A 24,669-nucleotide genomic window follows, 5' to 3' on the forward strand; every position below is an offset into this window, starting at 1 on the left:
CCATCGCCGATCAGGGGGCCGAAGGTTCCCAGTGGTAGGCGCGGACCACGTTGTCGAGCAACTGCGGCACCACCAGCAGCTTCCGGTCGATCCGGTAGTGGTGGTCGGCCGCGCCCTTGGGCAGGGTGAACAGCAGGGTCGGCTGGCCGTCGGCAGTGAGGTGGAACACGTGGCCGCGGGTCCAGTCGGTGACGGTATAACCGCCGTGGCCGTCGGGCTCGATGCCGTCGATGTGGCCCAGCGGTGCGTCGCCGATCCGGCCGATCGCCTGGTCCGCATAGGCCAGGGTGGAAATGTGGCCTTCCTGTTCGCCCTCGGGCGCAGGGACGCTCCAACTGCCCAGCAGCAGCCGATCGGCCTCGGCGCGCAGGCCGTTGGGGCGGCCGGTGCGGGCCACGTCCAGCGGCGCCCACGGCTCGAACTTCCCGCCTGACAGGCGGAACACGGTGTCCAGGCGGCTGCTGAAGACATAGACGTTGCCATCGGGATCGGCGGTGCAGTCGTTGAACTGGCCGGGGCCGTCGGCGGGCGCATGCCGGGCCAGCACCGTGCCGGCCCCGACATCGATTTCCACCAGCGCATCATCGTCGCCCACGTACAGGCGTCCGTTGGCCAGGGCCAGCCCCTTGGGGTTGTGCAGGCCGGTGGCCCAGTGCAGCTGCGCCACGCGCCCGTGGCCATCGAGCACGCTGATGAAGCCGTCACCCGGCACCGCATCCTCGCCCCAGCTGGCCATGTTGGACACGTAGTAGCGGTCGCGTGCGGCGTCGTAGACCACCGACTCGGGCATGTGCAGGCCGGTGGCCTCCCATACCGGTTCGGGCGGCGTGGCCGCGGCGGTCGCGCCGGCCGGCGCGGCCACGCAGGCCAGCGCCAGGATCGCGGCGCCGACGGTGCGGCGGGTGACGGTGGATACGCTCATGCCGGTCTCCAGGTGGATGCGCGCAGCCGCTGCCGCGCTCAGCGGAAGTTATAGACCAGATTGACCGTGGTCAGGGTGTCGGTCCTGCGGATGCCCGCGGCGGCGTCCACATCGGTGTTGTGGCGTGCCTGCAGGCCGGCCTTGAGCGCGAAGCGTTCGTTCATCGACACCGATATGCCCAGGTCGTTCTGGGCGAAGGTGTTGTCCTTGCCCGACTCCACCAGCAGGGTGTTGGACAGCGTGGTGTTGGCGGTGAGCTGGTGGCGGAAGTCGACCATGCCGCGGACGATCAGGCTGCTCTGCACCTGGCCGGTGTCGGCCTCGCGTGCGCGCCGGTAGCCGGGGCCGGCCTCGGCCAGCAGGCGGGTCCGCTCGGAGCGGATGAAGTGATGGCCATAGCCCAGAGCGACCGTGGCCTGGTAGTCGTAGGAGGAAAAATCATCGCGCTCGTAGCGTGCCGAACCGGACAGGTGGTTGCGCGGGTTGAAGCGCCAGGCGCTGGATCCGGCCAGCTCGTAGCGGTTGGCGCTCAGCGAATAGCGCTCCTCGGAGGTGCCGTCGCCATCGAAATCGCCGCTCACCTCGCCCTTGGCCCGCAGCGCGCTGGCGCTGAGGGAGTGCTTGCGCCGGTCGTCCTCGCGCGCGAAGGCCAGCCGCAGGTTGAGGTTCTCCGAGCGCGAGTTGCCGCGCGCCAGGGCCAGGCCGACTTCGCCGGTGCCGGACCAGCCATCGGGCGCAGTGTCCTGGGCGGTGGCGTCGGGCGCAGGCAGGGCTGCCAGCAGGATGGCGAGGGTGGGCAGGGGGAAGATATTTGCAGGGCGAGGCATGGGGCTTTCCGTATGGCGTGGCGTTGAAAGGCAAGCCGCCGCAGCGGTGCGGCGGCGGCGGATGATCGGTGTTGCGGTGCGGCCGGGCGTGGCCGGCGGCGGGCGTCAGGCCGCTTCCAGTGCGGCCAGGTAATCGCGGCGCCAGGCATGGATGTCGCGCTCGCGCAGGTGCTCCATCATCGCGTGCCAGCGCTCCTTGCGTTCGGCCAGCGGCATGGTGGCGGCGGCGGCGATCGCATCGGCCACGCCGTCCAGGTCGTGCGGGTTGACCATCAGCGCCTGCGGCAGTTCCTGGGCCGCGCCGGCCAGCAGCGACAGCACCAGCACGCCCGGGTCCTCCGGGTCCTGCGAGGCCACGTACTCCTTGGCCACCAGGTTCATGCCGTCGCGCAGCGGGGTCACCAGGCCCACCCGCGCGCTGCGGTAGAAGCCGGTGAGGGTGGCATGCGGGATGTTGCGGTTGACGTAGCGCAGGGGGGTCCAGTCCGGTGCGGCATGGGCGCCATTGATGTGGCCGGCGATCTGCTCCAGCTGGTTGCGCAGTTGCTGGTACTCGCCCACGTCGCCGCGCGACACCGGCGCGATCTGCAGGTAGGTCAGGCTGCCCTTCTGTTCCGGATGGCGCTGCAGGTAGCGCTCGAACCCGTGGAATCGCTCGGGCAGGCCCTTGGAGTAGTCCAGCCGGTCCACGCCGATGGCCAGCATCCGCCGTTCCAGGCTGGCACGCATGTCGCGCAGCGCCGGCTTGGACATGGCCGCAGCGGCCTGGCGCTCGATCAGTGGGGTGTCGATGCTGATGGGGAAGGTGCCGGTGCGGAAGCGGTGCCCGTCCGGTGCCTCCAGCAGCCCCGGCTCGACGATGCGCCCGCCGCCATACAGGCGCACGTAGGACTGGAAGCGGTCGTTGTCGCGCCGGGTCTGGAACCCGAGCAGGTCGTAGGCGTAGAGCGTGGAGAACAGGCGCCGGTGGTCGGGCATGGCCATCAGCAGGTCGGCCGAGGGCACCGGAACGTGCAGGAAGAAACCGATCTTGCAGCCGACGCCGCGCTCGCGCAGCATCGAGGCCAGCGGGATCAGGTGGTAATCGTGGACCCAGACGATGTCGTCGTCGCGCAGCATCGGCGCCAGCTTGTCGGCGAACATCTCGTTGACCCGGTTGTAGCCCAGCCGGGTGGCGCGGTCGTAGTCGACCAGGTCCAGGCGGAAGTGCAGCAGCGGCCACAAGGTGCGGTTGGAGAAGCCGTTGTAGTAGGCATCCAGGTCGGCACGGTCCAGGTCCACGGTGACGTAGCGGATGTCGCCGTCGACGTGTTCGCGGATCTCGCCGCTGGCCCCGCGCACGGTCTTGCCGCTCCAGCCGAACCATACGCCGCCGCGCTCGCCCAGCGCTGCCTGCAGGGCCACGGCCAGGCCGCCGGCGCGGCTTTCGCCCGGGACCGCGACACGATTGGATACAACGACCAGACGACTCATGAGGCCTCCTGCCAGGAACGGGACAGCCGCGTGGCGGCGATGATCAGACCCACGTGCGAGTACGTCTGCGGAAAGTTGCCCCAGCCCTGGCCATCCTCGAACGACATGTCCTCCGAGAGCAGGCCCAGGTGATTGCGGTGCGCCAGCACGCGTTCGAACAGGTCGCGCGCCTGGTCCATGCGCCCGATCGCGGCCAGCGCATCGATGTACCAGAACGTGCAGATGGTGAAGCTGGTCTCCGGGGTGCCGAAGTCGTCCGGGGCCACGTAGCGGAACATGCCGTCGCGGTGGCGCAGCTCACGGCCGATGGCCTCCACCGTGGACACGAAGCGCGGGTCGTTGGCCGCCACGAAGCCCAGGTCGGACAGCAGCAGCAGCGATGCATCCAGGTAGTGGCTTTCGAACGATGCACTGAAATGCCCCACCTCCGGGCGCCAGGCCCGGGTCAGGGTGGCCTGGCGGATGGTGTCGGCGCGCGTGCGCCAGTGGCCGGCGCGTTCGTCCAGGCCCAGGCGCACCGCGATCTTGGCCAGGCGGTCGCACGCGGCCCAGCACATCGCCGCGGTGTAGGTATGTACTTCGGCGCGGCCGCGGAATTCCCACAGGCCCGCGTCGGGCACGTCGTACAGGGCGAAGGCACGCTCGCCCAGCGGCTCCAGCCGGGCGAAGGTGTGCGCATCGCCCGGGTCGACCAGGCGCTGGTCGAAGAACAGCTGGGTCGAGGCCAGGACCACGCTGCCGTACACGTCGTGCTGCTTCTGCACCCAGGCCAGGTTGCCGCGCCGCACCGGGCCCATGCCGCGGTAGCCGGCCAGTGATTCGACCTCGTGCTCGTCCAGCCGGTCCTCGAAGCCGATGCCATACAGCGGCTGCAGGCTGCCGTCGGTGGTGGCGATGTTGAAGATGTAGCGCAGGAACTCCTCCATGCTGCGGGTCGCGCCCAGGCGGTTGAGCGCGCGCACCACGAAGGCGGCGTCGCGCAGCCAGCAGTAGCGGTAATCCCAGTTGCGCGAGGTGCCCGGCGCCTCCGGGATGGAGGTGGTCATGGCCGCGATGATCGCGCCGCTGTCCTCGTACTGGCACAGCTTCAGGGTGATGGCGCTGCGGATCACCGCCTCCTGCCATTCCAGCGGGATGGACAGGTAGCGCACCCACTCGCGCCAGTATTCCTGGGTGCGCCCGGCCGCTTCTTCCACGTAACCGGCGATGGAGCGGTTGAGCGGCTCGTCCGGGCCCAGCACCAGGTGCAGGCGGTGGGTGAGGGTGAACGGCAGGCTGTCGCGGACGAAGCGCACCGGCGCGTCGGTGGTCAGGCGCAGGGTGAAGCCAGGCAGCAGCCAGCGCATGTGGTTGCTGCCCCAGGTGTGCTCGGGCGCGCGCGCGCCCCAGTCGGCCAGCGGCCGCACGAGCAGGCGGATGCGCGGGCTGCCCGACAGCGGCACGATCCGGCGCACGATCGACACCGGGCGGTAGACCCGGCTGTTCTGCTTCCAGCGCGGGGCGAAGTCGAGGATTTCCAGCGAGCCGCCGCGGCTGTCGTGCAGGACCGTGCGCAGCATCGCGGTGTTGGGCAGGTAAGCCTGTTCAGCGTGGCTGAAATCCTCCAGCTCCACGCCGAAATCGCCGCCTTCGTGCACCCGCGGCGACAGCAGCGCACAGAAGGCAGGGTCACCGTCGAAGGCCGGCAGGCAACCCCAGACCACGCGCCCGCGTGCGTCGACCAGGGCGCCGAAGCTGCCATTGCCGATCACGCCCAGTTGCAGGTTTGCCTCGTTTACGTCCATTCCATTCCCGGGTCCGGGGCGGGCGCGCGATGCGCTACCGCTGTTGGTGCGTTGCGTTGGCCATCAGCCAGGCGTGCACCGCGCGGGTACCGGGCAGTGCGTGGGTGGCCGCGCTGGTGGTGCGGCTGCCCACCAGTACGCTCCAGCCGCCGGCGTGGTTGGCCGCGGCAAAGCCGAATTCGTCGGTGAGGTCGTCGCCCACGAATACCGGGGTGCGCCCGGTGAACGGCGCACGCGCCATCATCCGCTCCACCGCGCGGCCCTTGTCGCTGCCCTCGGGCACGAACTCGACCACATGGTCGCCCGGTTGCAGCCGGTAGCCGGGCATGCCCTCCAGGTGCTGGCGGGCGAAGCCGGTCACCGCCTCGGCCGCCTGCGGCACCGCGCGCCAGTGCAGGGCCATGCTCACGCCCTTGTCTTCCACCTGCACGCCCGGATGGTCCAGGGCCAGTTGCGCGGCCTTGCGGTGCAGCGCCTGCAACCGTGCCAGGCTGTCTCCGGCGGCGGCCACCGGCGCATGCGCATCGCCACGCATCTGGTGCCCGTGCAGGCCGGCGGCGGGCAACTGCAACGGCGCAAACAGGGTGTCCAGTTGCTCCAGCGGGCGGCCGCTGACCAGGGCAACCGCGCCGCCGAGGCGGTCGGCGACCTGGCCGACCGCCTCGCGCACCGCCGGCAGCAGGCGCACGGCGGAGGGATCGGTGCTGAAGTCGACCAGGGTGCCGTCCACGTCGAGGAACAACGCGCAGTCGTCATCGAGCAGCGGCGGCGACGGGCGGTGGGGAATCACGTCGGCCATGGGGCCATTCTGCACGAACCTGGCGTGATGGTCAGGTCTGGGCGTCCTGCGGGCACCCGCGCACAGCTGTGCGGTGGCTGCGGGCGCTATGCTTGGCGCCGGTTCCAGGGGGGAATGTCGCGCATGGATCCAACCGTGTTCCAGCAGGTGCTGCGTGCGCCGTTCTTCAACCTGCCCGCCACCGTGCGTGCGCTGCACTCGGTGCGCGGCCACGCCTGTTATGCCGGCAGGGTGCGGGTCGCGCGCGGGCGCAATCTGCTGGCGCGGCTGTGTGCGGCGGTCGCCGGGCTGCCACCGGCAATGGACGATGCACCGCTGCAGGTGGAGTTCAGCGCCGATGCCCGCAGCGAAACCTGGCGGCGAGATTTCGGCGGCCATCCGATGGCCACGCGCCTGCGTTGCCGCAACGGGCTGCTGCAGGAGCGGCTGGGGCCGCTGCAGTTCCGCTTCGCCCTGCACACCGCCGATGGCGCGATCTACTGGAACGCGGTCGGGGTGCGCCTGCTGGGCATCGTGCCGTTGCCTGCGCGGTTGTTAGCCCGGGTGCGCTGCCGCGAACGCGAGCACGAGGGCCGTTATGAGTTCCGGGTCGAGGCCGCGTTGCCGCTGCTGGGTCCGCTGATCCACTACGAGGGTTGGCTGGAGCCAGTGGCGGCCTGAGGCCGGGTCCGCTGCCGTTGCAGGAGCATTCCTCTGCCTACGCGGGCGTGTCTGCCGGGTCGCACAGGAAAGCCAGCTTGCGTTCGCGCGGCAATTGCTTGATCGCCCACTCGGCGCGGGCGGCGGCGGCGCGGTCCGGGAAGGCACGGCTGCCGAGCAGGCGGACCGGCGGGTTGGCGCGGGTGTAGCGCGCGCCCTTGCCGGCGGCATGCGCCAGGTAGCGGGCGTCCACGTCGGTGCTGATGCCGGCGTACCAGGCGCCGTTGCGGCACTGGAGCAGGTACAGGTACCAGGGGCGGGCATCGGGCATGCACGCATTATCCATCCACGCGGGCGCGCCGGCCGTGGCCGTGGCCGCCGCCGCCGCCGTCTCTCCCACGGGCCCCGTGTCCCTTGAAACGTCCCGCCGCAACCTCATCTCGGTAGCATCGCCGGGACCGCCGGCCACTTGCCTTCGAGGATCCTCCAATGCGGATGGACAAGCTCACCTCGCGTTTCCAGCAGGCGCTGGCCGACGCGCAGTCGCTGGCCGTGGGCCGCGACCACAACCTGCTCGAGCCGGTGCACGTGCTCGTGGCCCTGATCGACCAGTCCGGCGGCAGCACCCGCCCGCTGCTGTCCCAGGCCGGGGTCAACGTGCCGCTGCTGCGCGAGCGCCTGGGCGAGGCGCTGGAGAAGCTGCCCAGGGTGTCCGGCCAGGCCGGCAACCTGTCGGTGGGCAACGACCTCACCCGCCTGCTCAACCTCACCGACAAGCTGTCCCAGCAGCACGGCGACCAGTACATCGCCAGCGAATGGTTCGTGCTGGCGGCGCTGGAGGACACCGGTGCCGTCGGCCAGGCGCTCAAGGCCGCCGGCGCGAACAAGGCCGGGGTGCAGGCCGCGATCGACAAGGTCCGCGGCGGGGAGACGGTGCAATCGGAGAGCGCCGAAGACCAGCGCCAGGCGCTGGAGAAGTACACGATCGACCTCACCGCGCGCGCCGAGTCCGGCAAGCTGGACCCGGTGATCGGCCGCGACGAGGAGATCCGCCGCACCATCCAGGTGCTGCAGCGCCGGACCAAGAACAACCCGGTGCTGATCGGCGAGCCGGGCGTGGGCAAGACCGCCATCGTGGAAGGCCTGGCCCAGCGCATCGTCAACAACGAGGTGCCCGAGGGCCTGCGCGGCAAGCGCGTGCTGTCGCTGGACATGGGTGCGCTGATTGCCGGCGCCAAGTTCCGCGGCGAGTTCGAGGAGCGCCTGAAGGGCGTGCTCAACGACCTGTCCCGGAACGAAGGCCAGATCATCCTGTTCATCGACGAACTGCACACCATGGTCGGCGCGGGCAAGGCCGAGGGTTCGATGGACGCGGGCAACATGCTCAAGCCGGCGCTGGCGCGTGGCGAGCTGCACTGCATCGGCGCCACCACCCTGGACGAATACCGCCAGTACATCGAGAAGGATGCCGCGCTGGAGCGGCGCTTCCAGAAGGTGTTCGTGGGCGAGCCCACGGTCGAGGACACCATCGCCATCCTGCGTGGCCTGAAGGAGCGCTACGCCATGCACCATGGCGTGGAGATCACCGACCCGGCGGTGGTGGCCGCGGCCACCCTTTCGCACCGCTACATTGCCGACCGCAAGCTGCCGGACAAGGCCATCGACCTGATGGACGAGGCGGCCTCGCGCATCCGCATGGAGATCGACTCCAAGCCCGAGGAGCTGGACCGCCTGGAGCGGCGCCTGGTGCAGCTGAAGATCCAGCGCGAGATGCTGAAGAAGGAGAAAGACGAGGCCTCGCGCAAGCGCCTGGCCGACCTGGAGGCCGACATCGAGGGGCTGGAGCGTGAGTTCTCCGACCTCAACGAAGTGTGGAAGTCGGAAAAGGCGGTGCTGCAGGGTGCGACCCGGATCAAGGAACAGATCGAACAGGCCCGGCTCGAGCTGGAGGCCGCGCAGCGGCGCCAGGACTACACCCGCATGGGCGAGATCCAGTACGCGACCTTGCCGGCGCTGGAGAAGCAGCTGGCCGCCGCCCAGCAGGTCGAGCAGAAGGAGTTCCGCCTGGTCCAGGACCGGGTGACCGACGAGGAGATCGCGCAGGTGGTCTCGCGCTGGACCGGCATCCCGGTCAACCGCATGCTCGAGGGCGAGCGCGACAAGCTGCTGCGCATGGAGCAGGAGCTGGGCACGCGGGTGATCGGCCAGGCCGAGGCCATCGAGGTGGTGTCCGACGCGGTGCGCCGTTCGCGCGCCGGGCTGTCCGATCCGAACCGGCCGATCGGCTCGTTCCTGTTCCTCGGTCCCACCGGCGTGGGCAAGACCGAACTGTGCAAGGCGCTGGCCGGGTTCCTGTTCGACAGCGACGAGGCCATGGTCCGGATCGACATGAGCGAGTTCATGGAGAAGCATTCGGTGGCGCGGCTGATCGGTGCGCCGCCGGGCTACGTGGGCTACGAGGAGGGCGGCTACCTCACCGAGGCGGTGCGCCGCCGGCCGTACTCGCTGATCCTGCTGGACGAGGTGGAGAAGGCGCATCCGGACGTGTTCAACATCCTGCTGCAGGTGCTGGACGACGGGCGCCTGACCGATGGCCAGGGCCGCACCGTGGACTTCCGCAACACCGTCATCGTGATGACCTCCAACCTGGGCTCCAACCAGATCCAGGAGCTGTCCGGCGACGGCACGCCCGAGGCCTACGTGCAGATGAAGGCAGCAGTGATGGGCGTGGTGCAGGCGCATTTCCGCCCGGAGTTCATCAACCGGCTGGACGACATCGTCGTGTTCCACCCGCTGGACAAGGCGCAGATCAAGGCCATCGCCCGGATCCAGTTGCGCGGCCTGGAGAAGCGCCTGGCCGAGCGCGGCCTGGCGCTGGAGCTGTCCGAGCCGGCGCTGGAGCTGCTGGGCAACGTCGGCTTCGACCCGGTGTACGGTGCGCGCCCGCTCAAGCGCGCGATCCAGGCGCAGGTGGAGAACCCGCTGGCACAGAAGATCCTGTCGGGCGACTTCGGCCACGGCGACACCGTGCGGGTGGACGCCGAGGGCGGCAAGCTGGTGTTCGGCGCCGGCTGACGCGGCCGCATCGGCGCGGGCTGCGGGTGCGCCCGGCGGCGCCCGCACTGCGCGCCGGGCCCGGCTCCGCTGCTGCGCGCCCTGCATCCGCCTGCCGCCGGAGCCGGCGGGCCGGGCGTGCCCCCGGGCTGGCGCTGGGCTATGGTTGGCGGACGCCTTTGCACCGGAGCCCGACGCCATGACCGAACAGAACTGGAAGCCCGAAACCATCGCCGTCCACGGCGGCTACAGCCCCGACCCGACCACCCGCGCGGTGGCCGTGCCGATCTACCAGACCGTGGCCTACGCCTTCGACAACACCCAGCACGGCGCGGACCTGTTCGACCTGAAAGTGCCGGGCAATATCTATACCCGGATCATGAACCCCACCACCGACGTGCTGGAGAAGCGCGTGGCCGCGCTGGAGGGCGGAATCGCGGCGCTGGCGCTGGCGTCCGGGCAGGCCGCGGTCACCTACGCCATCCAGACCATCGCCGAGGCCGGTGACAACATCGTGTCCTCCGGCGCGCTGTATGGCGGCACCTACAACCTGTTTGCGCACACCCTGCCGCAGTTCGGCATCGAGACCCGCTTTGCCGACCATGCCGACCCGCAGTCGTTCGCCAAGCTGATCGACGCGCGCACCAAGGCGGTGTTCGTCGAATCCATCGGCAACCCGCTGGGCAACATCACCGACATCGAGGCGGTGGCCAAGGTCGCCCACGCCCACGGCGTGCCGCTGATCGTGGACAACACCGTGGCCTCGCCGTACCTGCTGCGCCCGATCGACTACGGCGCCGACATCGTGGTCCATTCGCTGACCAAATACCTGGGCGGCCACGGCAACAGCATCGGCGGTGCGATCGTCGATTCGGGCAAGTTCCCGTGGGCCGAGCACAAGGCGCGCTTCGCGCGGCTCAACGAGCCGGACGTGAGCTATCACGGCGTGGTCTACACCGAGGCGCTGGGCCCGGCGGCCTACATCGGCCGTGCGCGGGTGGTGCCGCTGCGCAACACCGGCGCGGCGCTGTCGCCGTTCAATGCGTTCCTGATCCTGCAGGGCATCGAGACCCTGGGCCTGCGCATGGAGCGGATCAACCAGAACACCCTGGCCATCGCCCGCCACCTGCGCAAGCACCCGAAGGTGGCCTGGGTGAACTACGCCGGGCTGGAAGACCACCCCGAGCACGCGCTGGCGCGCAAGTACCTGCCCAAGGGCGCGTCGGGCCTGTTCACCTTCGGCCTGCCCGGCGGGCGCGAGGCCGGCGCGCGCTTCCTCGATGCGCTGCAGCTGTTCACCCGCCTGGTCAACATCGGCGATGCCAAGTCGCTGGCCACCCACCCGGCGTCCACCACCCACCGCCAGCTGTCGCCCGAAGAGCTGAAGAAGGCCGGCGTGAGCGAGGACACCGTGCGCCTGTGCATCGGCATCGAGCACGTGGACGACCTGCTGGCCGACCTGGACCAGGCGCTGGCCGGGGCCTGAGCAGCGCGGAGTTGCCGTGGCCGGCGGGCGCGTCCGCGCGCCGCCGCGCCCGGCCCGTGGTCAGACCGGCGGCAGTTCCATCTCGCGGCCGATGTAGCGGAACGGCGGGGTCGCCATGATCATCTCCGCCAGCGAATGGGCCAGCTCGCGCTCGGCCATCACCGCGCCGTCGGCGCCGTGGGCCAGCAGGTGGCGCACCTCGGCATCGCTGTGCGCGCGCGCCAGCAGGGTCAGCCCCGGGTTGATCGCACGCAGCTTGGCCAGCGCCTCGCCGGCTTCCAGCGGTTGCGGGATCGCCAGCACCGCGATCTTGGCGCGCTCCGGATGCGCTTCGGCCAGCACCCGGTCGGCGGCGGCGCTGCCGCGGATGGCGGGCAGCCCTTCGCGATGCGCACGCTCCACGTGGTCCTTGTTGTCGTCGATCACCAGCACCGGCACGCCGCGATCGCGCAGGATCGCGGCCAGGGTGCTGCCGACCCGGCCGTAGCCGATGACGATGGCGTGGTCATGCAGGTCCAGCGACGGACCCGGTGCCGGTTCCGGCGTGGCCGCAGCCGGCAGCGCCTGCGGGTGGTCCAGCAGCCAGCGGTCGAGCAGGCTGAACACGAACGGATTGAGCAGGATCGAGATCAGCGCGCCGGCCAGTACCAGTGATTGCGCCGTCAAGGGCAGGATCTTCAGGGCCACGCCCAGCCCGGCGATGATGAAGGCGAACTCGCCGATCTGCGCCAGCGAGGCGGAGATGGTCAGGGCGGTGCTCTTGGAATGGCCGAACGCGCGCACGATGAAGAACGCGGCGGCCGACTTGCCGAACATGATGATCAGCACCGTGGCCAGGACCTGCCACGGGTGCTCGACCAGGATCGCCGGGTCGAACAGCATGCCCACCGAGACGAAGAACAGCACGGCGAAGGCGTCGCGCAGCGGCAGCGAATCGTGCGCGGCCTTCTGGCTGAGCTCGGACTCGTTGAGCATCATCCCGGCGAAGAACGCGCCCAGCGCGAACGACACCCCGAACAGCGAGGCCGCGCCGAACGCCACGCCCAGGGCGATGGCCAGCACCGACAGGGTGAACAGCTCGCGCGAGCCGGTGGCGGCGATCTTCTCCAGCACCCACGGGATCACCCGGCGCCCGACCACCAGCATCACCACCACGAACAGGCCCAGCTGCACGAAGGTCCAGCCGATCGAGGCCAGTACGCTGACCAGGGTCGGCTGGCGGCCGGCCTCGGGGCCGAACACGTCGGCGATCACCGGCATCATCACCAGTGCCACCACGCAGGCCAGGTCCTCCACGATCAGCCAGCCGACCGCGATCTTGCCGCGCACGGTTTCCAGCAGGCGGCGCTCCTCCATCGCGCGCAGCAGCACCACGGTGGACGCGGTGGCCAGTGCGAAGCCGAAGATCACGCCGTGCAGCGCAGGCCAGCCCATCAGCGAGGCCACGCCCCAGCCCAGCACGGTCGCCACCAGGATCTGGCCGATGGCGCCGGGGATGGCGATGGTCTTGACCGCCAGCAGGTCCTTGATCGAGAAATGCAGGCCCACCCCGAACATCAGCAGCATCACCCCGATCTCGGCCAGCTGGTGGGCGATCTCCTGGTCGGCGACGAAGCCGGGGGTGAACGGGCCCACGCAGATGCCCGCCAGCAGGTAGCCCACCAGTGGCGACAGGCGCAGGCGGTTGGCAATGGCGCCCAGCACGAAGGCCAGGGCCAGTCCGACCGCGACGATGTCGATCAGGCTGGTGTCGTGCGGCATCAGGAAGAAGGGGCTGGCGCGCGTCGCGCTCGGGAAGGAAGTTTCACCGAAGTGCCCGGATCACGGCAAACAGCCCCGTGTCAGCACTCACCAGCGGTAGGCGATGCGGCCGTACACGTAGGCGCCGTTGAAGCCGGCCGGCGAGTAGTTGCTGTACGGGAACACGCCGTAGGTGCTGTTGAGCTCGTTGACCTGGCGGTCGGGGTAGCTGTCGGTCACGTTGTCGGCGCCCAGGGTCAGGGTCCAGCGTGCATCGGGGCGGAAGCTGGCCGATACGTCCACCACCCACTGGTCGCCATAGGCCTGGTCGCGCGCCGCGCCGGAGGCGTTGCGCACGGTGAAGCCGCCATAGCGGGTGGCATTGACGCCCAGGCTCCAGCGCTCGCCGGTCCAGCTGGCACCGAGGATGCCCTTGTCCTCGGGGAAGCTCTCCTCGATCCGGCCCAGCTCGTCGCGCCCGATCAGCGCGGTGGTGATGCCCAGGTCGGCGAACACCGCCGGGCTGTCGCTGCGCCGGGTGATCTCGGTCTGGTTGTAGCTGTAGCCGGCGGTCAAGGCCAGCGCGCTGGCGGCCAGCGGCACGCTGTAGGTGGCGACCAGGTCCACGCCCTCGGTGGTGGTATCCAGGGCATTGGTGAAGTAGGCGAAGCGGTCCACCGGCGACAGCCCCAGGCCGGTCAGCAGCGCGCGCGCGGCCGCGGTGGAGGCGATGTTGGAGGAATAGACGATGCGGTCGTCGATGTCGATGCGGTAGGCATCGATGGTCAGGTACAGGCGGTCGCCCGGCTGGATCACCAGGCCCAGGCTGTAGGACTGCGAGGTCTCGGCCTGCAGCGGCTGCGCGCCCAGGGCCTGGGCCGCGGCACTGCTGGCCGGGAAGGTGCCGCGCTCGGTGAACACGCCGGCGTCGATGATGCTCGATACCGCCTGGTAGCCCTGCTGGGCCAGCGACGGGGCGCGGAAGCCGGTGGACACGGTGCCGCGCAGCGCCACCGCATCATTGAATGCATAGCGCGCCGACAGCTTGCCGGAGGTTTCACTGCCGAAATCGGAGTAGTCCTCGTAGCGCGCGGCGATGCCGGCCGACAGGCGCTCGGTGAAGTCGCCTTCCAGGCCGGCGTAGGCGGCCCAGTTGTCGCGCTTGGCGTGCACTGCGTTGACGGGGGTGAAACCCGGGAAGCCCTGGGCGCCGCCGTTCTCGTAGGAGCCCGGCTCGCCCGGCGACTGGTTCCACTTCTCCTCGCGGTACTCGCCGCCGAAGGACAGGGTCACCGGATAGGCCAGGCCCCAGTCCAGGGTCTGGGTGAAATCGGCATTGAGGATGTTGTGGGTGTACTCCAGCGCGCCATCGTAGAAGCTGGAGGGGCTGTCCACGCCCAGCGAGTAGTTGACCGTGTTGCGGGTGTGGAAGTCGATGCGGTTGTAGCCGTGGTTGTAGCTCACGTCCCAGCCGAAGCCGCCATCGGTGCTGCCGCGCACCCCGGCCACCAGCGAGCGGTCCTTGAGGTACTGGTTGATCTGCGGCACGTAGCCTTCCGGGTAGAGCTGCGCCAGCAGCGCGCCCTGGCCACTGTGGTTGCGCGAACGGTAGAACGCGAACGAGGTGACGTCGCGGTTGCTGGCCGCCGCGGTGGCATAGCCGCTGACCGCATCGCTGAACTGGAAGCCGGCGTTGGCCGACACCGCCGTGGTCTGCGCCTTGGGGTCGCCGATGATGAAGGCCGCCTCGCCCACGCCCGGGAAGTTGCCGGTGTGCGGTGCGCTGCCCTGGTAGGGGCCGCTGCGGTTGGTCGGGTCCTGCTGGCTGATCTGGCCGGCCAGGTGCAGGCGGCCGCGGCCGTCGCCGAAGCCCACGCCGGCGTCGCCGGACAGCTGGTAACGGGCACCATCACCCTCGGCATGGCGGCCGTGGTCCACGGCCAGGCTGCCGCCTTCGGACGCGCCCTTGAGCACGATGTTGACCACCCCGGCGATGGCATCGGAGCCGTACTGGGCCGAAGCGCCGTCGCGCAGCACTTCCACCCGCTCCACCGCCGACACCGGGATCGCATTGAGGTCCACCGCCGAGGAGCCGCGGCCCATGCTGCCGTTGATGTTGAGCAGGCCCGACAGGTGCCGGCGCTTGCCGTTGACCAGGATCAGCACCTGGTCCGGGGCCAGGCCGCGCAACTGCGCCGGGCGCACGCCGCTGGTGCCGTCGGTCAGCGCCGGGCGCGGGAAGTTGAGCGAGGGCAGGGCACGGGCCAGCGCGGTGGCCAGCTCGCCGGTGCCGGTGGCCTGCAGCGACTCGGCGGTGATGATGTCGATCGGCGACTGCGACTCGGCCACGGTGCGATCGGTGATGCGGGTGCCGGTGACGATCAGGGTGTCGAGCACGGTCGGCGCGCGCTCGGAGGCCTGCGGTGCCTGCGCGTGCGCGGCAGGGGCGAGCAGGGCGGCAATGGCGGCGGCCAGCAGGGAAGGCTTCACGGACATGGGGGGACTCCGTTGTGGAAAGGGGACGCGTAACGTCAAGTATTCGTTAAAATGCCCGAAATGTCGCAGGACGCCTCGACATCTGCTGATTCCCGATTCCTCATAAGCCGGTTTTCCCCCTCATGATCTCTCTGCGCAACTTCGCCCTGCGCCGCGGCGAACGCCTGCTGCTGTCCAATGTCGACCTGGCCCTGCACGCCGGCTACAGGGTGGGCGTGGTCGGGCGCAACGGCACCGGCAAGTCCAGCCTGTTTGCCGCCGTGCGCGGCGAGCTGGAAGCCGATACCGGCGACATCGACCTGCCCGGCAGGCTGCGCATCGCCTCGGTTGCGCAGGAGACGCCCTCGCTGCCGGACCCAGCGCTGGACTTCGTGCTCGGCGGCGACGCGGTGATCGCCGCGGTGCTGCGCGAGGAAGCGCAGGCCAACGCGCGCGAGGACTGGGAGGCGGTGGCCGCCGCCCACCAGAAGCTGGCCGAACTCAACGGCTACGACGCCGAGGCGCGCGCCGGACGCCTGTTGCACGGCCTGGGCTTCGGCGCCGACACCCATCGCCGCCCGGTGTCCTCGTTCTCCGGCGGCTGGCGGGTGCGCCTGAACCTGGCGCGCGCGCTGATGATGCCCTCGGACCTGCTGCTGCTGGACGAGCCCACCAACCACCTGGACCTGGACGCGGTGTACTGGCTGGAGCAGTGGCTGCTGAAGTACCCGGGCACCTTGCTGCTGATCTCGCACGACCGCGAGTTCCTGGACAACGTCGCCACCCATACCCTGCACCTGCACGGCGGCAACGCGAAGCTGTACGTGGGCGGCTATACCGATTTCGAGCGCCAGCGCGCCGAGCAGCTGCGCCAGCAGCAGATCACGCACGAGAAGGAGCAGGCCGAGCGCGCCCACCTGCAGAGCTTCATCGACCGCTTCAAGGCCAAGGCCAGCAAGGCGCGCCAGGCGCAATCGCGGATGAAGCGCCTGGCCAAGCTGGCCGGCACCGAGGCGGTGCGGATGGAGCGCGAGTTCCGGATCGAGTTCGCCCCGCCACAGCGGCTGCCGCATTCGCTGATCCGGCTCGACGAGGCCGATTGCGGCTATGCCGGGGCAGCCACCGACCCGGAATCCGGCGCAGAGGGGCGCAAGGCCGCGTCCGCCGGCCCGGCCGTGATCCTGCACCGGATCGGCTTCGGCCTGGAGGCGGGCGACCGCATCGGCCTGCTTGGCCCCAACGGTGCCGGCAAGACGACGCTGGTGCGCACGCTCGTGGGCGAGTTGGCGCCGCTGGCCGGCACCCGCAGCGCGCACCCGGACCTGCGCATCGGCTATTTCGCCCAGCACACGGTCGAGTCGCTGCACGAGGGCCAGTCGCCGATCGACCACTTCCGCGAGCTCTCGCCCGATTCCCCCACCCAGGTATTCCGCGATTTCCTGGGCAAGTGGAACTTCCCGGGCGACCGCGCCTTCGAGGTCGTGGATGGCTTCTCCGGCGGCGAACGCGCGCGCCTGGCCCTGGCCCTGCTTGCCTGGCAGCAGCCCAACGTGCTGCTGCTGGACGAACCGACCAACCACCTTGACCTGGAAATGCGCGAGGCGCTGGCCGAGGCGCTGGCCGACTTCGACGGCGCGATCGTGATGGTCAGCCACGACCGCCATCTCATCGGCCTGGTCTGCGACACCTTCTGGCGCGTGGCCGACGGGGTGGTGGAGCCGTTCTCCGGCGATCTGGACGACTATGCCGCCTGGCTGCGCACCCGCCCGGCCGCGCAGGGCACCCGCCAGCGCCTGGCCGAGTCGGCCCCGCCGGCGGCGGCCCCCGCCGCGCCATCGAAAGCCGGCCCCAGGAAGCCGCCCAACCCGGTCAAGCTGGCGGCGGCGGAGAAGGCCGTCGGCGAACTGGAAGCCGAAGTGGCCGAGCTGGACCGGCAACTGGCGGCCCCGGCGCTGCTGGCCAACCCGGCCGGCCTGGCCGAGCTGGGTCGCGCCCGTGAAGCGGCGGCGCAGCGCCTGGAGCAGGCCGAGCAGGCCTGGCTGGAACTGCTCGACGACGCCTGAGCCCACGCGCACGGGCCGCTGCAACCGCCGCCCGATGCGTCCGCCGCGAGGCGTCCGCCCGATGGGCCCGGCATCGCGGCCACGCCACGGGCGTCCTCGTGGCCCGGTCGCGCCCCTTGCCGCCCCGCGCATGGACGGCGACCATGCCCCCGCCTTTGCCGATGCATGCCATGAGCCAGGAACTGATCCATCTCGCCCTGATCTTCGCCCTGCTGGTGGTGCCGCGCGCGCTGCAGCGTTTCAGCCTGCCTGCACCGCTGACCTGCCTGGTGTTCGGAATCGGCGCCATGCTGTGGCTGAGCGACGGCGCGCATGATCCGGTGGTGGCACTGCTGTCCACCCTGGGCATCTCCTCGCTGTTCCTGTTCGCCGGCCTGGAAGTGGACGTGCAGGCGCTGCGGCGCGGGCTGCGTCCGCTGCTGGCGCACCTGTTCATCCGTGGCCTGGCCTTGGGCGCGGCAGCCTGGCTGGGGTGGCGTTATGCGGACCTGGGCTGGCAGGCGGCCGCGCTGCTGGCGCTGGCCTTGCTGACCCCTTCCACCGGTTTCATCGTCGATACCCTCGGCCGGCTGGGGCTGGACGAGGAAGAGCGCTTCTGGGTCACCAACAAGGCCATCGCCGGCGAACTGCTGGCGCTGGCGGCCTTGTTCGTGGTGCTGCAGGCCGGCGACATGGTCGGCCTGGCCATCTCATCGGCGGCCCTGGTCGGGCTGATGGTGGGCCTGCCGCTGCTGTTCATCGCGCTGGGCCGATGGGTGGTGCCGCACGCGCCGGGTTCGGAGTTCTCGCTGCTGGTGATGGTCGGGCTGATCGCCGCGTTCGCCACCTTCAACCTGGGCGTGTACTACCTGGTCGGCGCGTTCATCGCCGGCCTCGTGGCGCGGCTGCTGCAACGCAAGATGCCGGCGCTGGCGTCCGGCGAAAACCTGCACGCGCTGCGCCTGTTCGCCAGCTTCTTCGTGCCGTTCTACTTCTTCCACGCCGGCACCGGCGTGCCGGCGGCGGCGCTGAGCTTCGAGGCCATGGTCCTGGGCGCCATCCTCACCGCGGTGGTGGTGCCGCTGCGGATCCTGGAAACCTGGGCGCAGCGCAGGCTGCTGTTCGGCGAGAGCCTGCACAGCAGCCTGCGGGTGTCGCTGGCGTTGACGCCCACGCTGATCTTCACCCTGGTGCTGGCCGCCATCCTGCACGGGCGCTTCGGCATCCCCGACGCGCTGTTCGGCGGCCTGGTGCTGTATGCGGCGTTGACCACGCTGCTGCCGTCGCTGGTGTTCCGCACCCCGTTCGACGTGGACCCAATGCAGGACGCGCCGGCGCCGGCCTGGGCCGTGCCCGCCGCGCCTGCCGCGCCTGCCGCCGCGCCGGTTGCCGATGACGCCGCCCTTGAAGCGCAGGCCCCGCGCCCCCAACTGCATGTACCGCAGGAACCAGTACGCTGAGAACGCCATGCCCATCTATGCTTTCGAGTGCACCAGCTGCGGTCATTCCTTCGACCGGCTGCAGAAGCTCTCCGATCCCGATCCGGACACCTGTCCCGAGTGCCAGGCGCAGGCGATCAAGCGCCAGGTGACCGCGCCGGCGTTCCGGCTTGCCGGCAGCGGCTGGTACGAGACCGACTTCAAGAAGGATGGCGACCGCAAGCGCAACCTGGTCGACGGCGGTGACGGCGCCAAGCCGGCCGACGCAGCCAAGCAGGCCAGTGCTGGCGCCGCGGCGTCCCCCGCTCCGGCCGCCAAGCCCGACAGCACGCCCGCGGCCAAGCCGGCACCGGCCGCGCCCGGCGCCAGCTGAGCGGCGCGCAGGCCAGCCGAGCCCCCGCGATCGCGCCGGTTTGCGCAGGCCGCGCACAGGCGCAGGACAGAACCGCTAAAATCCGGGGCCCGTCGCCCGGTTCCGGGCGTGCGCCCCCTGTCGCGGAGCCTCCATGCGTACCCATTTCTGCGGCCTGATCGACGAATCGTTGATCGGCCAGACCGTCACCCTTTCCGGCTGGACCGACGTGGCCCGCAACCTGGGCGGGGTGTGCTTCATCGACCTGCGCGACCACGAGGGCATCGTCCAGGTCACGGTCGAGCCGGGCAACGAGGCGGTGTTCGCCGTGGCCGCCTCGCTGGGCTACGAGGACGTGCTCCAGGTCGAAGGCGTGGTGCGGGCGCGCGAGGCGGTCAATGCGAAAATCCGCAGCGGCCGGGTGGAGGTGATCGCCACCAGGATCACCGTGCTCAACAAGGCCGCGCCGCTGCCGTTCCACGCGCACGAGAACCCGACCGAAGAAACCCGCCTGCGCTATCGCTACCTGGACCTGCGCCGCCCGCAGATGCAGCGCATGCAGCGCACCCGCACCAGGCTGGTACAGGCGCTGCGCCGGCACCTGGACGCGGACGGCTTCCAGGACATCGAAACTCCGATCCTGACCAAGGCCACGCCCGAGGGCGCGCGCGACTTCCTGGTCCCGGCGCGGATGCACCCCGGCGAGTTCTACGCGCTGCCGCAGAGCCCGCAGCTGTTCAAGCAGATCCTGATGGTGGCCGGCTTCGACCGCTACTACCAGATCGCGCGCTGCTTCCGCGACGAGGCGCTGCGCGCCGATCGCCAGCTGGAGTTCACCCAGCTGGACATGGAGTTCGCCTTCGTCCGCGAGGGCGACGTGCAGGACTACGTCGAAGGGATGATCCGGGCGATCTTCAAGGAGGTCATCGATGTCGAGCTGGATGCGCGGTTCCCGCGCCTGACCTGGGCCGAAGCCATGCGCCGCTATGGCTCGGACAAGCCCGACCTGCGCATCGACCTTGAACTGGTCGACGTGGCCGCGCTGGTGAAGGACAGCCAGTTCGCGGTGTTCACCGGCCCAGCCAATGATCCGGACGGCCGGGTGGCCGCGCTGCGCATCCCCGGTGGCGCGTCATTGAGCCGCAAGCAGATCGACGAGTACGCCGCGCACGCGGCCAAGTACGGCGCCAAGGGCCTGGCCTACATCAAGATCGACGCGGCCGGCGCGGTGTCCTCGCCGATCCTGAAGTTCTTCGAGGAGGATGCGTTCGCCGCGCTGGTCAAGCATGTCGGCGCCGGCAACGGCGACATCGTGTTCTTCGGCGCCGGCGCCTACACCACGGTGTCCGACTTCATGGGCGCGCTGCGGCTGAAGGCCGGCAAGGATTTCAACCTGGTCGCCGACGGCTGGCGCCCGTTGTGGGTGACCGACTTCCCGATGTTCGAGTGGGATGCCGAGGCGCAGCGCTACGTGGCCCTGCACCACCCGTTCACCGCCCCGGCGGTGGACGACATCGCCGACCTGCGCACGCATGCCAGGACCGCGGTGTCGCGCGGTTACGACATGGTGCTCAACGGCAACGAGATCGGCGGTGGTTCGATCCGCATCCATCGCCCGGAGATGCAGAGCGCGGTGTTCGAACTGCTGGGCATCGACGCCGAAGAGGCACGGGCCAAGTTCGGCTTCCTGCTCGATGCGCTCAACTACGGCGCGCCACCGCACGGCGGCATCGCCTTCGGCATCGACCGCATCGCCGCGCTGATGGCCGGCACCGAGTCGATCCGTGACGTCATCGCCTTCCCCAAGACCACCTCCGCGCAGTGCCTGATGACCGGCGCGCCGTCGCCGATCGCCGACGCGCAACTGGCGGAGGTCCACGTGCAGGTCGCTTCACCGCAGGAGCGGTGAAGCTCCCGCGATCGGGCCGGCAGATGGCAATGAGCATCCGGCGCGCTGAACCGGGCGATGCGGCAGTGCTTTCCAGCCTTGCCGCGCGCACCTTCACCGAGACCTTCGGCCACCTGTATCCGCCGCAGGACCTGCAGGATTTCCTGGGCCAGACCTACACGGTGGAACGGCAGGCGCTGATCCTGTCCCATCCCGATTACGCGGTGTGGCTGCTGGAGGAGGACGGGGTCGCGGTCGGCCACGCCGCCGCAGGCCCCTGCGGGCTGCCGCATGCGCAGGTCGCTCCGGGCGACGGCGAGCTCAAGCGCCTGTACCTGCTGGCCAGCCACCAGAACGGTGGCCGCGGCGGCCTGCTGTTCGAGCAGGCCGAGCGCTGGCTGCTGCGCGATGGGCCGCGCACGCTCTGGCTTGGCGTGTGGTCGCAGAACCTGGGCGCGCAGCGCTTCTATGCGCGGCGCGGGTTCGCCAAGGTCGGCACCTACGAGTTCCCGGTCGGCACGGTGCGCGACCTGGAATTCATCCTGCGCCGCCCGGCTGCGGCCCGCTAGCGGCCACCCGGCGCGGGCCGGCCGCGCGCATGGCTGGGACCGTGGCGGCGCCGTCCGGATACGGTCAGGTACGATGGATGCCGGAAAGTTGATCCGGAGTGCGGGCGCGTGGACAGGTTGGCGGTGCTGCTGGAGCGCGGCGAGCTGGCCGCTGGCCTGCTTTCCGGGCTGGCGCATCCGCGGCTGCGCCATGCCATCGTTTCCATGCACCAAGCCCCGGCACGGCCGTGGAGCCTGGCGCACTGGCGGAGGCGGCGGGCATGTCGCGCAGCGCGTTTGCCGGCGCATTCCGCGGCGTGGTCGGGATGACGCTCGGGCAGTACCTGCAGGGCTGGCGAATCGGGCTGGCGCAGCAGGCGCTGCGGCGCGGGCAGCCGCTCAAGGTGGTGGCCACGCACGTCGGCTATGGCAGCGAGTCGGCGCTGTCGCGCGCGTTCAAGGCGCACAGCAGGTTGTCTCCGCGCGCCTGGAAGCGGCAACTGCAAGGGGCGGCCGCTTGAACACCGGTGCCGATCCGGTCGGCCCGACCGAACGGGTGCTGCTCATCCACGGCCTGTGGAACGCGAAATCCTGGCTGGCACCGCTGGGCTGGCGCCTGCGCCGCGCCGGTTTCGAGGTGGAGGGCTTTGGCTACGCCAGCGTGCGCGATGGCGCCGAAGCGGCGATCGAAGCGCTGCTCGCGCGCTTGCGCGGCGCGCCGCCATTGCACCTGGTCGGGCACAGCCTGGGCGGCATGATCGGGCTGGAGGCGCTGCGCCGGGCGCCGGGGCTGCCGGTCAGGCGGATGGTCTGCCTGGGCTCGCCGCTGTGCGGCAGCGGCACTGCGCGCGCACTGGCGCAACGGCCGCGCCTGGGCTGGACCCTGGGGCGCAGCGCACCATTGCTGCGCACCGGCTGCGGCCAATGGGACGGGCGGGTGCCGGTGGGCATGATCGCCGGCGACGTGGCCCGCGGCCTGGGCCACCTGCTGGTGCCGCAGCAGGCGCCCTCCGACGGCAGCGTGGCGGTGGCCGAGACCCGCCTGCCGGGGCTGGCCGGCCATTGCCTGGTGCACGCCAGCCATACCGGGCTGGTGTTTTCGGCCGAGGCCGCGCGGCAGACGGCGGCGTTCCTGCGCCACGGGGCCTTCCTTGCGCCGGGCGCGGAGCCGGCCGGCCCGCGCCCGCTATAATCGCTGCCTGTAGCCAAGCAGTGTGGTGCCCCCATGGGTCGTGGCCCCTCGATCGAAGCACGCAAGAACGCCAGCGACGCCAAGCGCGGCAAGATGTTCACCAAGCTGATCCGCGAGATCGGCGTGTCCGCCCGCGCCGGTGGAGGCGACCCGGCCAACAACCCGCGCCTGCGCGCGGCGATGGACAAGGCGCTGGCCTCGAACATGTCCAAGGACGTGATCGAACGCGCGGTCAAGAAGGCCACCGGCGAACTGGAAGGCGTCGAGTACGAGGAAGTGCGCTACGAGGGCTATGCCCCCGGCGGGGTGGCGGTGATCGTGGACTGCCTCACCGACAACCGCGTGCGCACCGTGGCCGACGTGCGCCACGCCTTCTCCAAGTGTGGCGGCAACATGGGCACCGAGGGCTCGGTGGCGTTCATGTTCAAGCGCCTGGGCGTGCTCGGTTACGAAGGTGGTGACGAGGAGGCGATCACCGAGGCGGCGATCGAGGCCGGTGCCGACGACGTGATCGTGTACCCCGGCGATGCCATCGACGTGGTCACCGCGCCGGAGAACATCGATGCGGTCAAGCAGGCGATGGAGGCCGCCGGCCTGGCGCCCGGCTATGCCGAGGTCACCTACCGCGCCGACAACGACGTGGCGGTGGACGCGGACAACGCGCAGCAGCTGCACAAGCTGCTGGGCATGCTGGAGGACCTGGACGACGTGCAGAACGTCTATTCCAACGCCGACCTCGGCGATGGCGGCTGACATGCGCGCGGCGTCCGGCGCAGTGCTGGCGGGCCTGGCCTGGACGTGTTTGCCGGAGTCCGCGTGAACCTTGCGCGCGTGCCGGCCACGGTCCGCATCCTCGGTATCGACCCGGGGTCGCAACGCACCGGGGTGGGCATCATCGACGTGGACGCTAGCGGACGCGCCCGGCATGTGCATCACCAGCCCCTGGTGCTGCTGGGCGAGGGTGCATTTGCACTGCGCCTGCGCCGGTTGCTGGACGGGCTGGCGCAGTTGATCGACCAGTACGCGCCCGACGAGGTCGCCATCGAGCAGGTGTTCGTGGGCCGCAGTGCCGACTCGGCGCTCAAGCTGGGCCAGGCGCGCGGCGCGGCAATCTGCGCGGTGGTGCTGCGCGACCTTCCGGTGAGCGAGTACGCCGCGCGCGAGGTCAAGCTGGCCGTGGTCGGCACCGGCGGCGCCGACAAGGGCCAGGTCCAGCACATGGTGGCCGCCATGCTCGGCCTGAGCGGCAGGATCCAGGCCGACGCCGCCGACGCCCTGGCCATCGCCCTGACCCACGCCCACGTGCGCGCCACCGCGCAGCGGCTGGGGGTCAGTGCCCGCCAGGCGTGGAGCCGCAAGGCGTGATCATCCGCTATCTGTCATTCCGAAGGAGGCCGTCATGATCGGTCGGCTGCGAGGCACCCTCGCGCACAAGCAGCCACCCTGGCTGGTGGTGGACGTGGGCGGGGTGGGTTATGAGCTGGAGGCGCCGATGAGCACCTTCTACGACCTGCCCGATGTCGGCCGCGAGGTGGCGCTGTTCGTCCACTACGCGCAGAAGGAGGACAGCGTGTCGCTGTACGGCTTCCTGCGCGATGCCGAGCGGCGCCTGTTCCGTGATGTGCAGAAGGTCAGCGGCATTGGCGCGAAGATCGCCCTGGCCATCATGTCCGGTGCCAGCGTGGAAGAGTTCGTGCGCCTGGTGCAGGCCGGCGACATCACCGCGCTCACCCGCATCCCCGGCATCGGCAAGAAGACCGCAGAGCGCATCGTGGTGGAACTGCGCGACCGTACCGCCGATCTGGGGGGCGGAGTTGCGGGCAGCATGCCCGCGGCCGCAGGCGATCCCCAGGCCGACGCGGCCACCGCCCTGCAGCAGCTGGGCTACAAGCCGGCCGAGGCGGTGCGCATGGCGCGCGATGCAACCGCGCCCGGCGACGAGGCGGCCGCCATCATCCGCAAGGCCTTGCAGTCGGCGTTGCGCTGACACCACCACCACGCTCCCCGCC

20 protein-coding genes and 1 pseudogene are annotated in these 24,669 nt (G+C 70.4%); 13 read left to right on the top strand and 8 right to left on the bottom strand.

The window, feature by feature from the left end:
* Positions 1 to 10: 10 nt before the first annotated feature.
* The 5 genes from ACEJ41_RS02190 to otsB form a co-directional block, all read right to left on the bottom strand.
* On the bottom strand, positions 11 to 922 hold the full coding sequence (locus tag ACEJ41_RS02190) for an SMP-30/gluconolactonase/LRE family protein (protein ID WP_374013165.1): 912 nt from the start codon (positions 920 to 922) through the stop codon (positions 11 to 13).
* 38 nt (positions 923 to 960) lie between these two features.
* On the bottom strand, positions 961 to 1,749 hold the full coding sequence (locus ACEJ41_RS02195; RefSeq protein WP_374013166.1) for a YdiY family protein: 789 nt from the start codon (positions 1,747 to 1,749) through the stop codon (positions 961 to 963).
* A gap of 105 nt (positions 1,750 to 1,854) precedes the next feature.
* The gene (gene otsA, locus ACEJ41_RS02200) at positions 1,855 to 3,222 is read right to left on the bottom strand and encodes an alpha,alpha-trehalose-phosphate synthase (UDP-forming) (protein WP_374013167.1); all 1,368 of its coding nucleotides are present in this window, start codon (positions 3,220 to 3,222) and stop codon (positions 1,855 to 1,857) included.
* On the bottom strand, positions 3,219 to 5,006 hold the full coding sequence (locus ACEJ41_RS02205) for a glycoside hydrolase family 15 protein (RefSeq protein ID WP_374013168.1): 1,788 nt from the start codon (positions 5,004 to 5,006) through the stop codon (positions 3,219 to 3,221). Before ACEJ41_RS02205 ends, otsA begins: the two co-directional genes overlap by 4 nt.
* Positions 5,007 to 5,040: 34 nt before the next feature.
* Entirely contained in the window at positions 5,041 to 5,805 is a 765-nt protein-coding gene (gene otsB / locus ACEJ41_RS02210; protein ID WP_374013169.1) for a trehalose-phosphatase, read from the bottom strand.
* Positions 5,806 to 5,928: 123 nt separating this feature from the next.
* Here otsB and ACEJ41_RS02215 point away from each other — a divergent pair, with 123 nt between their 5' ends.
* Complete coding sequence (locus ACEJ41_RS02215; RefSeq protein WP_374013170.1) at positions 5,929 to 6,465, top strand: DUF4166 domain-containing protein; 537 nt, start codon at positions 5,929 to 5,931, stop codon at positions 6,463 to 6,465.
* Between the two features lie 37 nt (positions 6,466 to 6,502).
* Here ACEJ41_RS02215 and ACEJ41_RS02220 read toward each other — a convergent pair whose 3' ends face one another.
* Positions 6,503 to 6,775: a GIY-YIG nuclease family protein gene (locus tag ACEJ41_RS02220; RefSeq protein ID WP_374013171.1), complete on the bottom strand. Its 273-nt coding sequence runs from the start codon at positions 6,773 to 6,775 to the stop codon at positions 6,503 to 6,505.
* 158 nt (positions 6,776 to 6,933) lie between these two features.
* Between ACEJ41_RS02220 and clpB the strand changes: the two genes are divergently transcribed.
* Positions 6,934 to 9,519 (top strand): ATP-dependent chaperone ClpB, encoded by a 2,586-nt coding sequence (gene clpB / locus ACEJ41_RS02225; RefSeq protein ID WP_374013172.1) that lies wholly within the window; start codon positions 6,934 to 6,936, stop codon positions 9,517 to 9,519.
* Positions 9,520 to 9,697: 178 nt separating this feature from the next.
* Positions 9,698 to 10,984, top strand: a complete 1,287-nt coding sequence (locus ACEJ41_RS02230; RefSeq protein WP_374013173.1) for an O-acetylhomoserine aminocarboxypropyltransferase/cysteine synthase family protein — start codon at positions 9,698 to 9,700, stop codon at positions 10,982 to 10,984.
* 60 nt (positions 10,985 to 11,044) lie between these two features.
* On the opposite strand, the gene ybaL is transcribed toward ACEJ41_RS02230, so the two are convergent.
* Positions 11,045 to 12,745 carry a YbaL family putative K(+) efflux transporter gene (gene ybaL, locus ACEJ41_RS02235; protein WP_374013174.1) on the bottom strand — a complete coding sequence of 567 codons (1,701 nt, stop codon included), beginning with the start codon at positions 12,743 to 12,745 and terminating at the stop codon, positions 11,045 to 11,047.
* 87 nt (positions 12,746 to 12,832) lie between these two features.
* Positions 12,833 to 15,220, bottom strand: coding sequence for a TonB-dependent receptor plug domain-containing protein (locus tag ACEJ41_RS02240; protein WP_374013175.1), 2,388 nt, complete (start codon positions 15,218 to 15,220; stop codon positions 12,833 to 12,835).
* Between the two features lie 122 nt (positions 15,221 to 15,342).
* Here ACEJ41_RS02240 and ACEJ41_RS02245 point away from each other — a divergent pair, with 122 nt between their 5' ends.
* From ACEJ41_RS02245 to ruvA, 10 genes and pseudogenes are all read left to right on the top strand, one after another.
* A complete protein-coding gene (locus tag ACEJ41_RS02245) occupies positions 15,343 to 17,262 on the top strand; it encodes an ABC-F family ATP-binding cassette domain-containing protein (RefSeq protein ID WP_374013176.1) in 1,920 nt (639 codons plus the stop codon).
* A 170-nt stretch (positions 17,263 to 17,432) separates the two neighbouring features.
* A complete protein-coding gene (locus tag ACEJ41_RS02250; protein ID WP_374013177.1) occupies positions 17,433 to 18,701 on the top strand; it encodes a cation:proton antiporter in 1,269 nt (422 codons plus the stop codon).
* Between the two features lie 7 nt (positions 18,702 to 18,708).
* Positions 18,709 to 19,053 carry an FmdB family zinc ribbon protein gene (locus ACEJ41_RS02255; RefSeq protein WP_374013178.1) on the top strand — a complete coding sequence of 115 codons (345 nt, stop codon included), beginning with the start codon at positions 18,709 to 18,711 and terminating at the stop codon, positions 19,051 to 19,053.
* A 133-nt stretch (positions 19,054 to 19,186) separates the two neighbouring features.
* Positions 19,187 to 20,941, top strand: coding sequence for an aspartate--tRNA ligase (aspS, locus tag ACEJ41_RS02260; protein WP_374013179.1), 1,755 nt, complete (start codon positions 19,187 to 19,189; stop codon positions 20,939 to 20,941).
* A 23-nt stretch (positions 20,942 to 20,964) separates the two neighbouring features.
* A complete protein-coding gene (locus ACEJ41_RS02265) occupies positions 20,965 to 21,489 on the top strand; it encodes a GNAT family N-acetyltransferase (protein ID WP_374013180.1) in 525 nt (174 codons plus the stop codon).
* Positions 21,490 to 21,606: 117 nt separating this feature from the next.
* Positions 21,607 to 21,989 (top strand): annotated as a pseudogene (locus ACEJ41_RS02270) (helix-turn-helix domain-containing protein); the annotation flags it as partial.
* 38 nt (positions 21,990 to 22,027) lie between these two features.
* Positions 22,028 to 22,660, top strand: a complete 633-nt coding sequence (locus ACEJ41_RS02275) for an alpha/beta fold hydrolase (RefSeq protein WP_374014044.1) — start codon at positions 22,028 to 22,030, stop codon at positions 22,658 to 22,660.
* A gap of 33 nt (positions 22,661 to 22,693) precedes the next feature.
* Complete coding sequence (locus ACEJ41_RS02280) at positions 22,694 to 23,413, top strand: YebC/PmpR family DNA-binding transcriptional regulator (protein WP_374013181.1); 720 nt, start codon at positions 22,694 to 22,696, stop codon at positions 23,411 to 23,413.
* Positions 23,414 to 23,476: 63 nt separating this feature from the next.
* Positions 23,477 to 24,025, top strand: coding sequence for a crossover junction endodeoxyribonuclease RuvC (gene ruvC, locus ACEJ41_RS02285; protein WP_374013182.1), 549 nt, complete (start codon positions 23,477 to 23,479; stop codon positions 24,023 to 24,025).
* A gap of 34 nt (positions 24,026 to 24,059) precedes the next feature.
* Positions 24,060 to 24,647 carry a Holliday junction branch migration protein RuvA gene (gene ruvA, locus ACEJ41_RS02290; protein WP_374013183.1) on the top strand — a complete coding sequence of 196 codons (588 nt, stop codon included), beginning with the start codon at positions 24,060 to 24,062 and terminating at the stop codon, positions 24,645 to 24,647.
* Positions 24,648 to 24,669: the final 22 nt, after the last annotated feature.

Origin of the sequence: Pseudoxanthomonas koreensis, assembly GCF_041890415.1 — a bacterium.
GTDB lineage: Bacteria > Pseudomonadota > Gammaproteobacteria > Xanthomonadales > Xanthomonadaceae > Pseudoxanthomonas > Pseudoxanthomonas koreensis_A.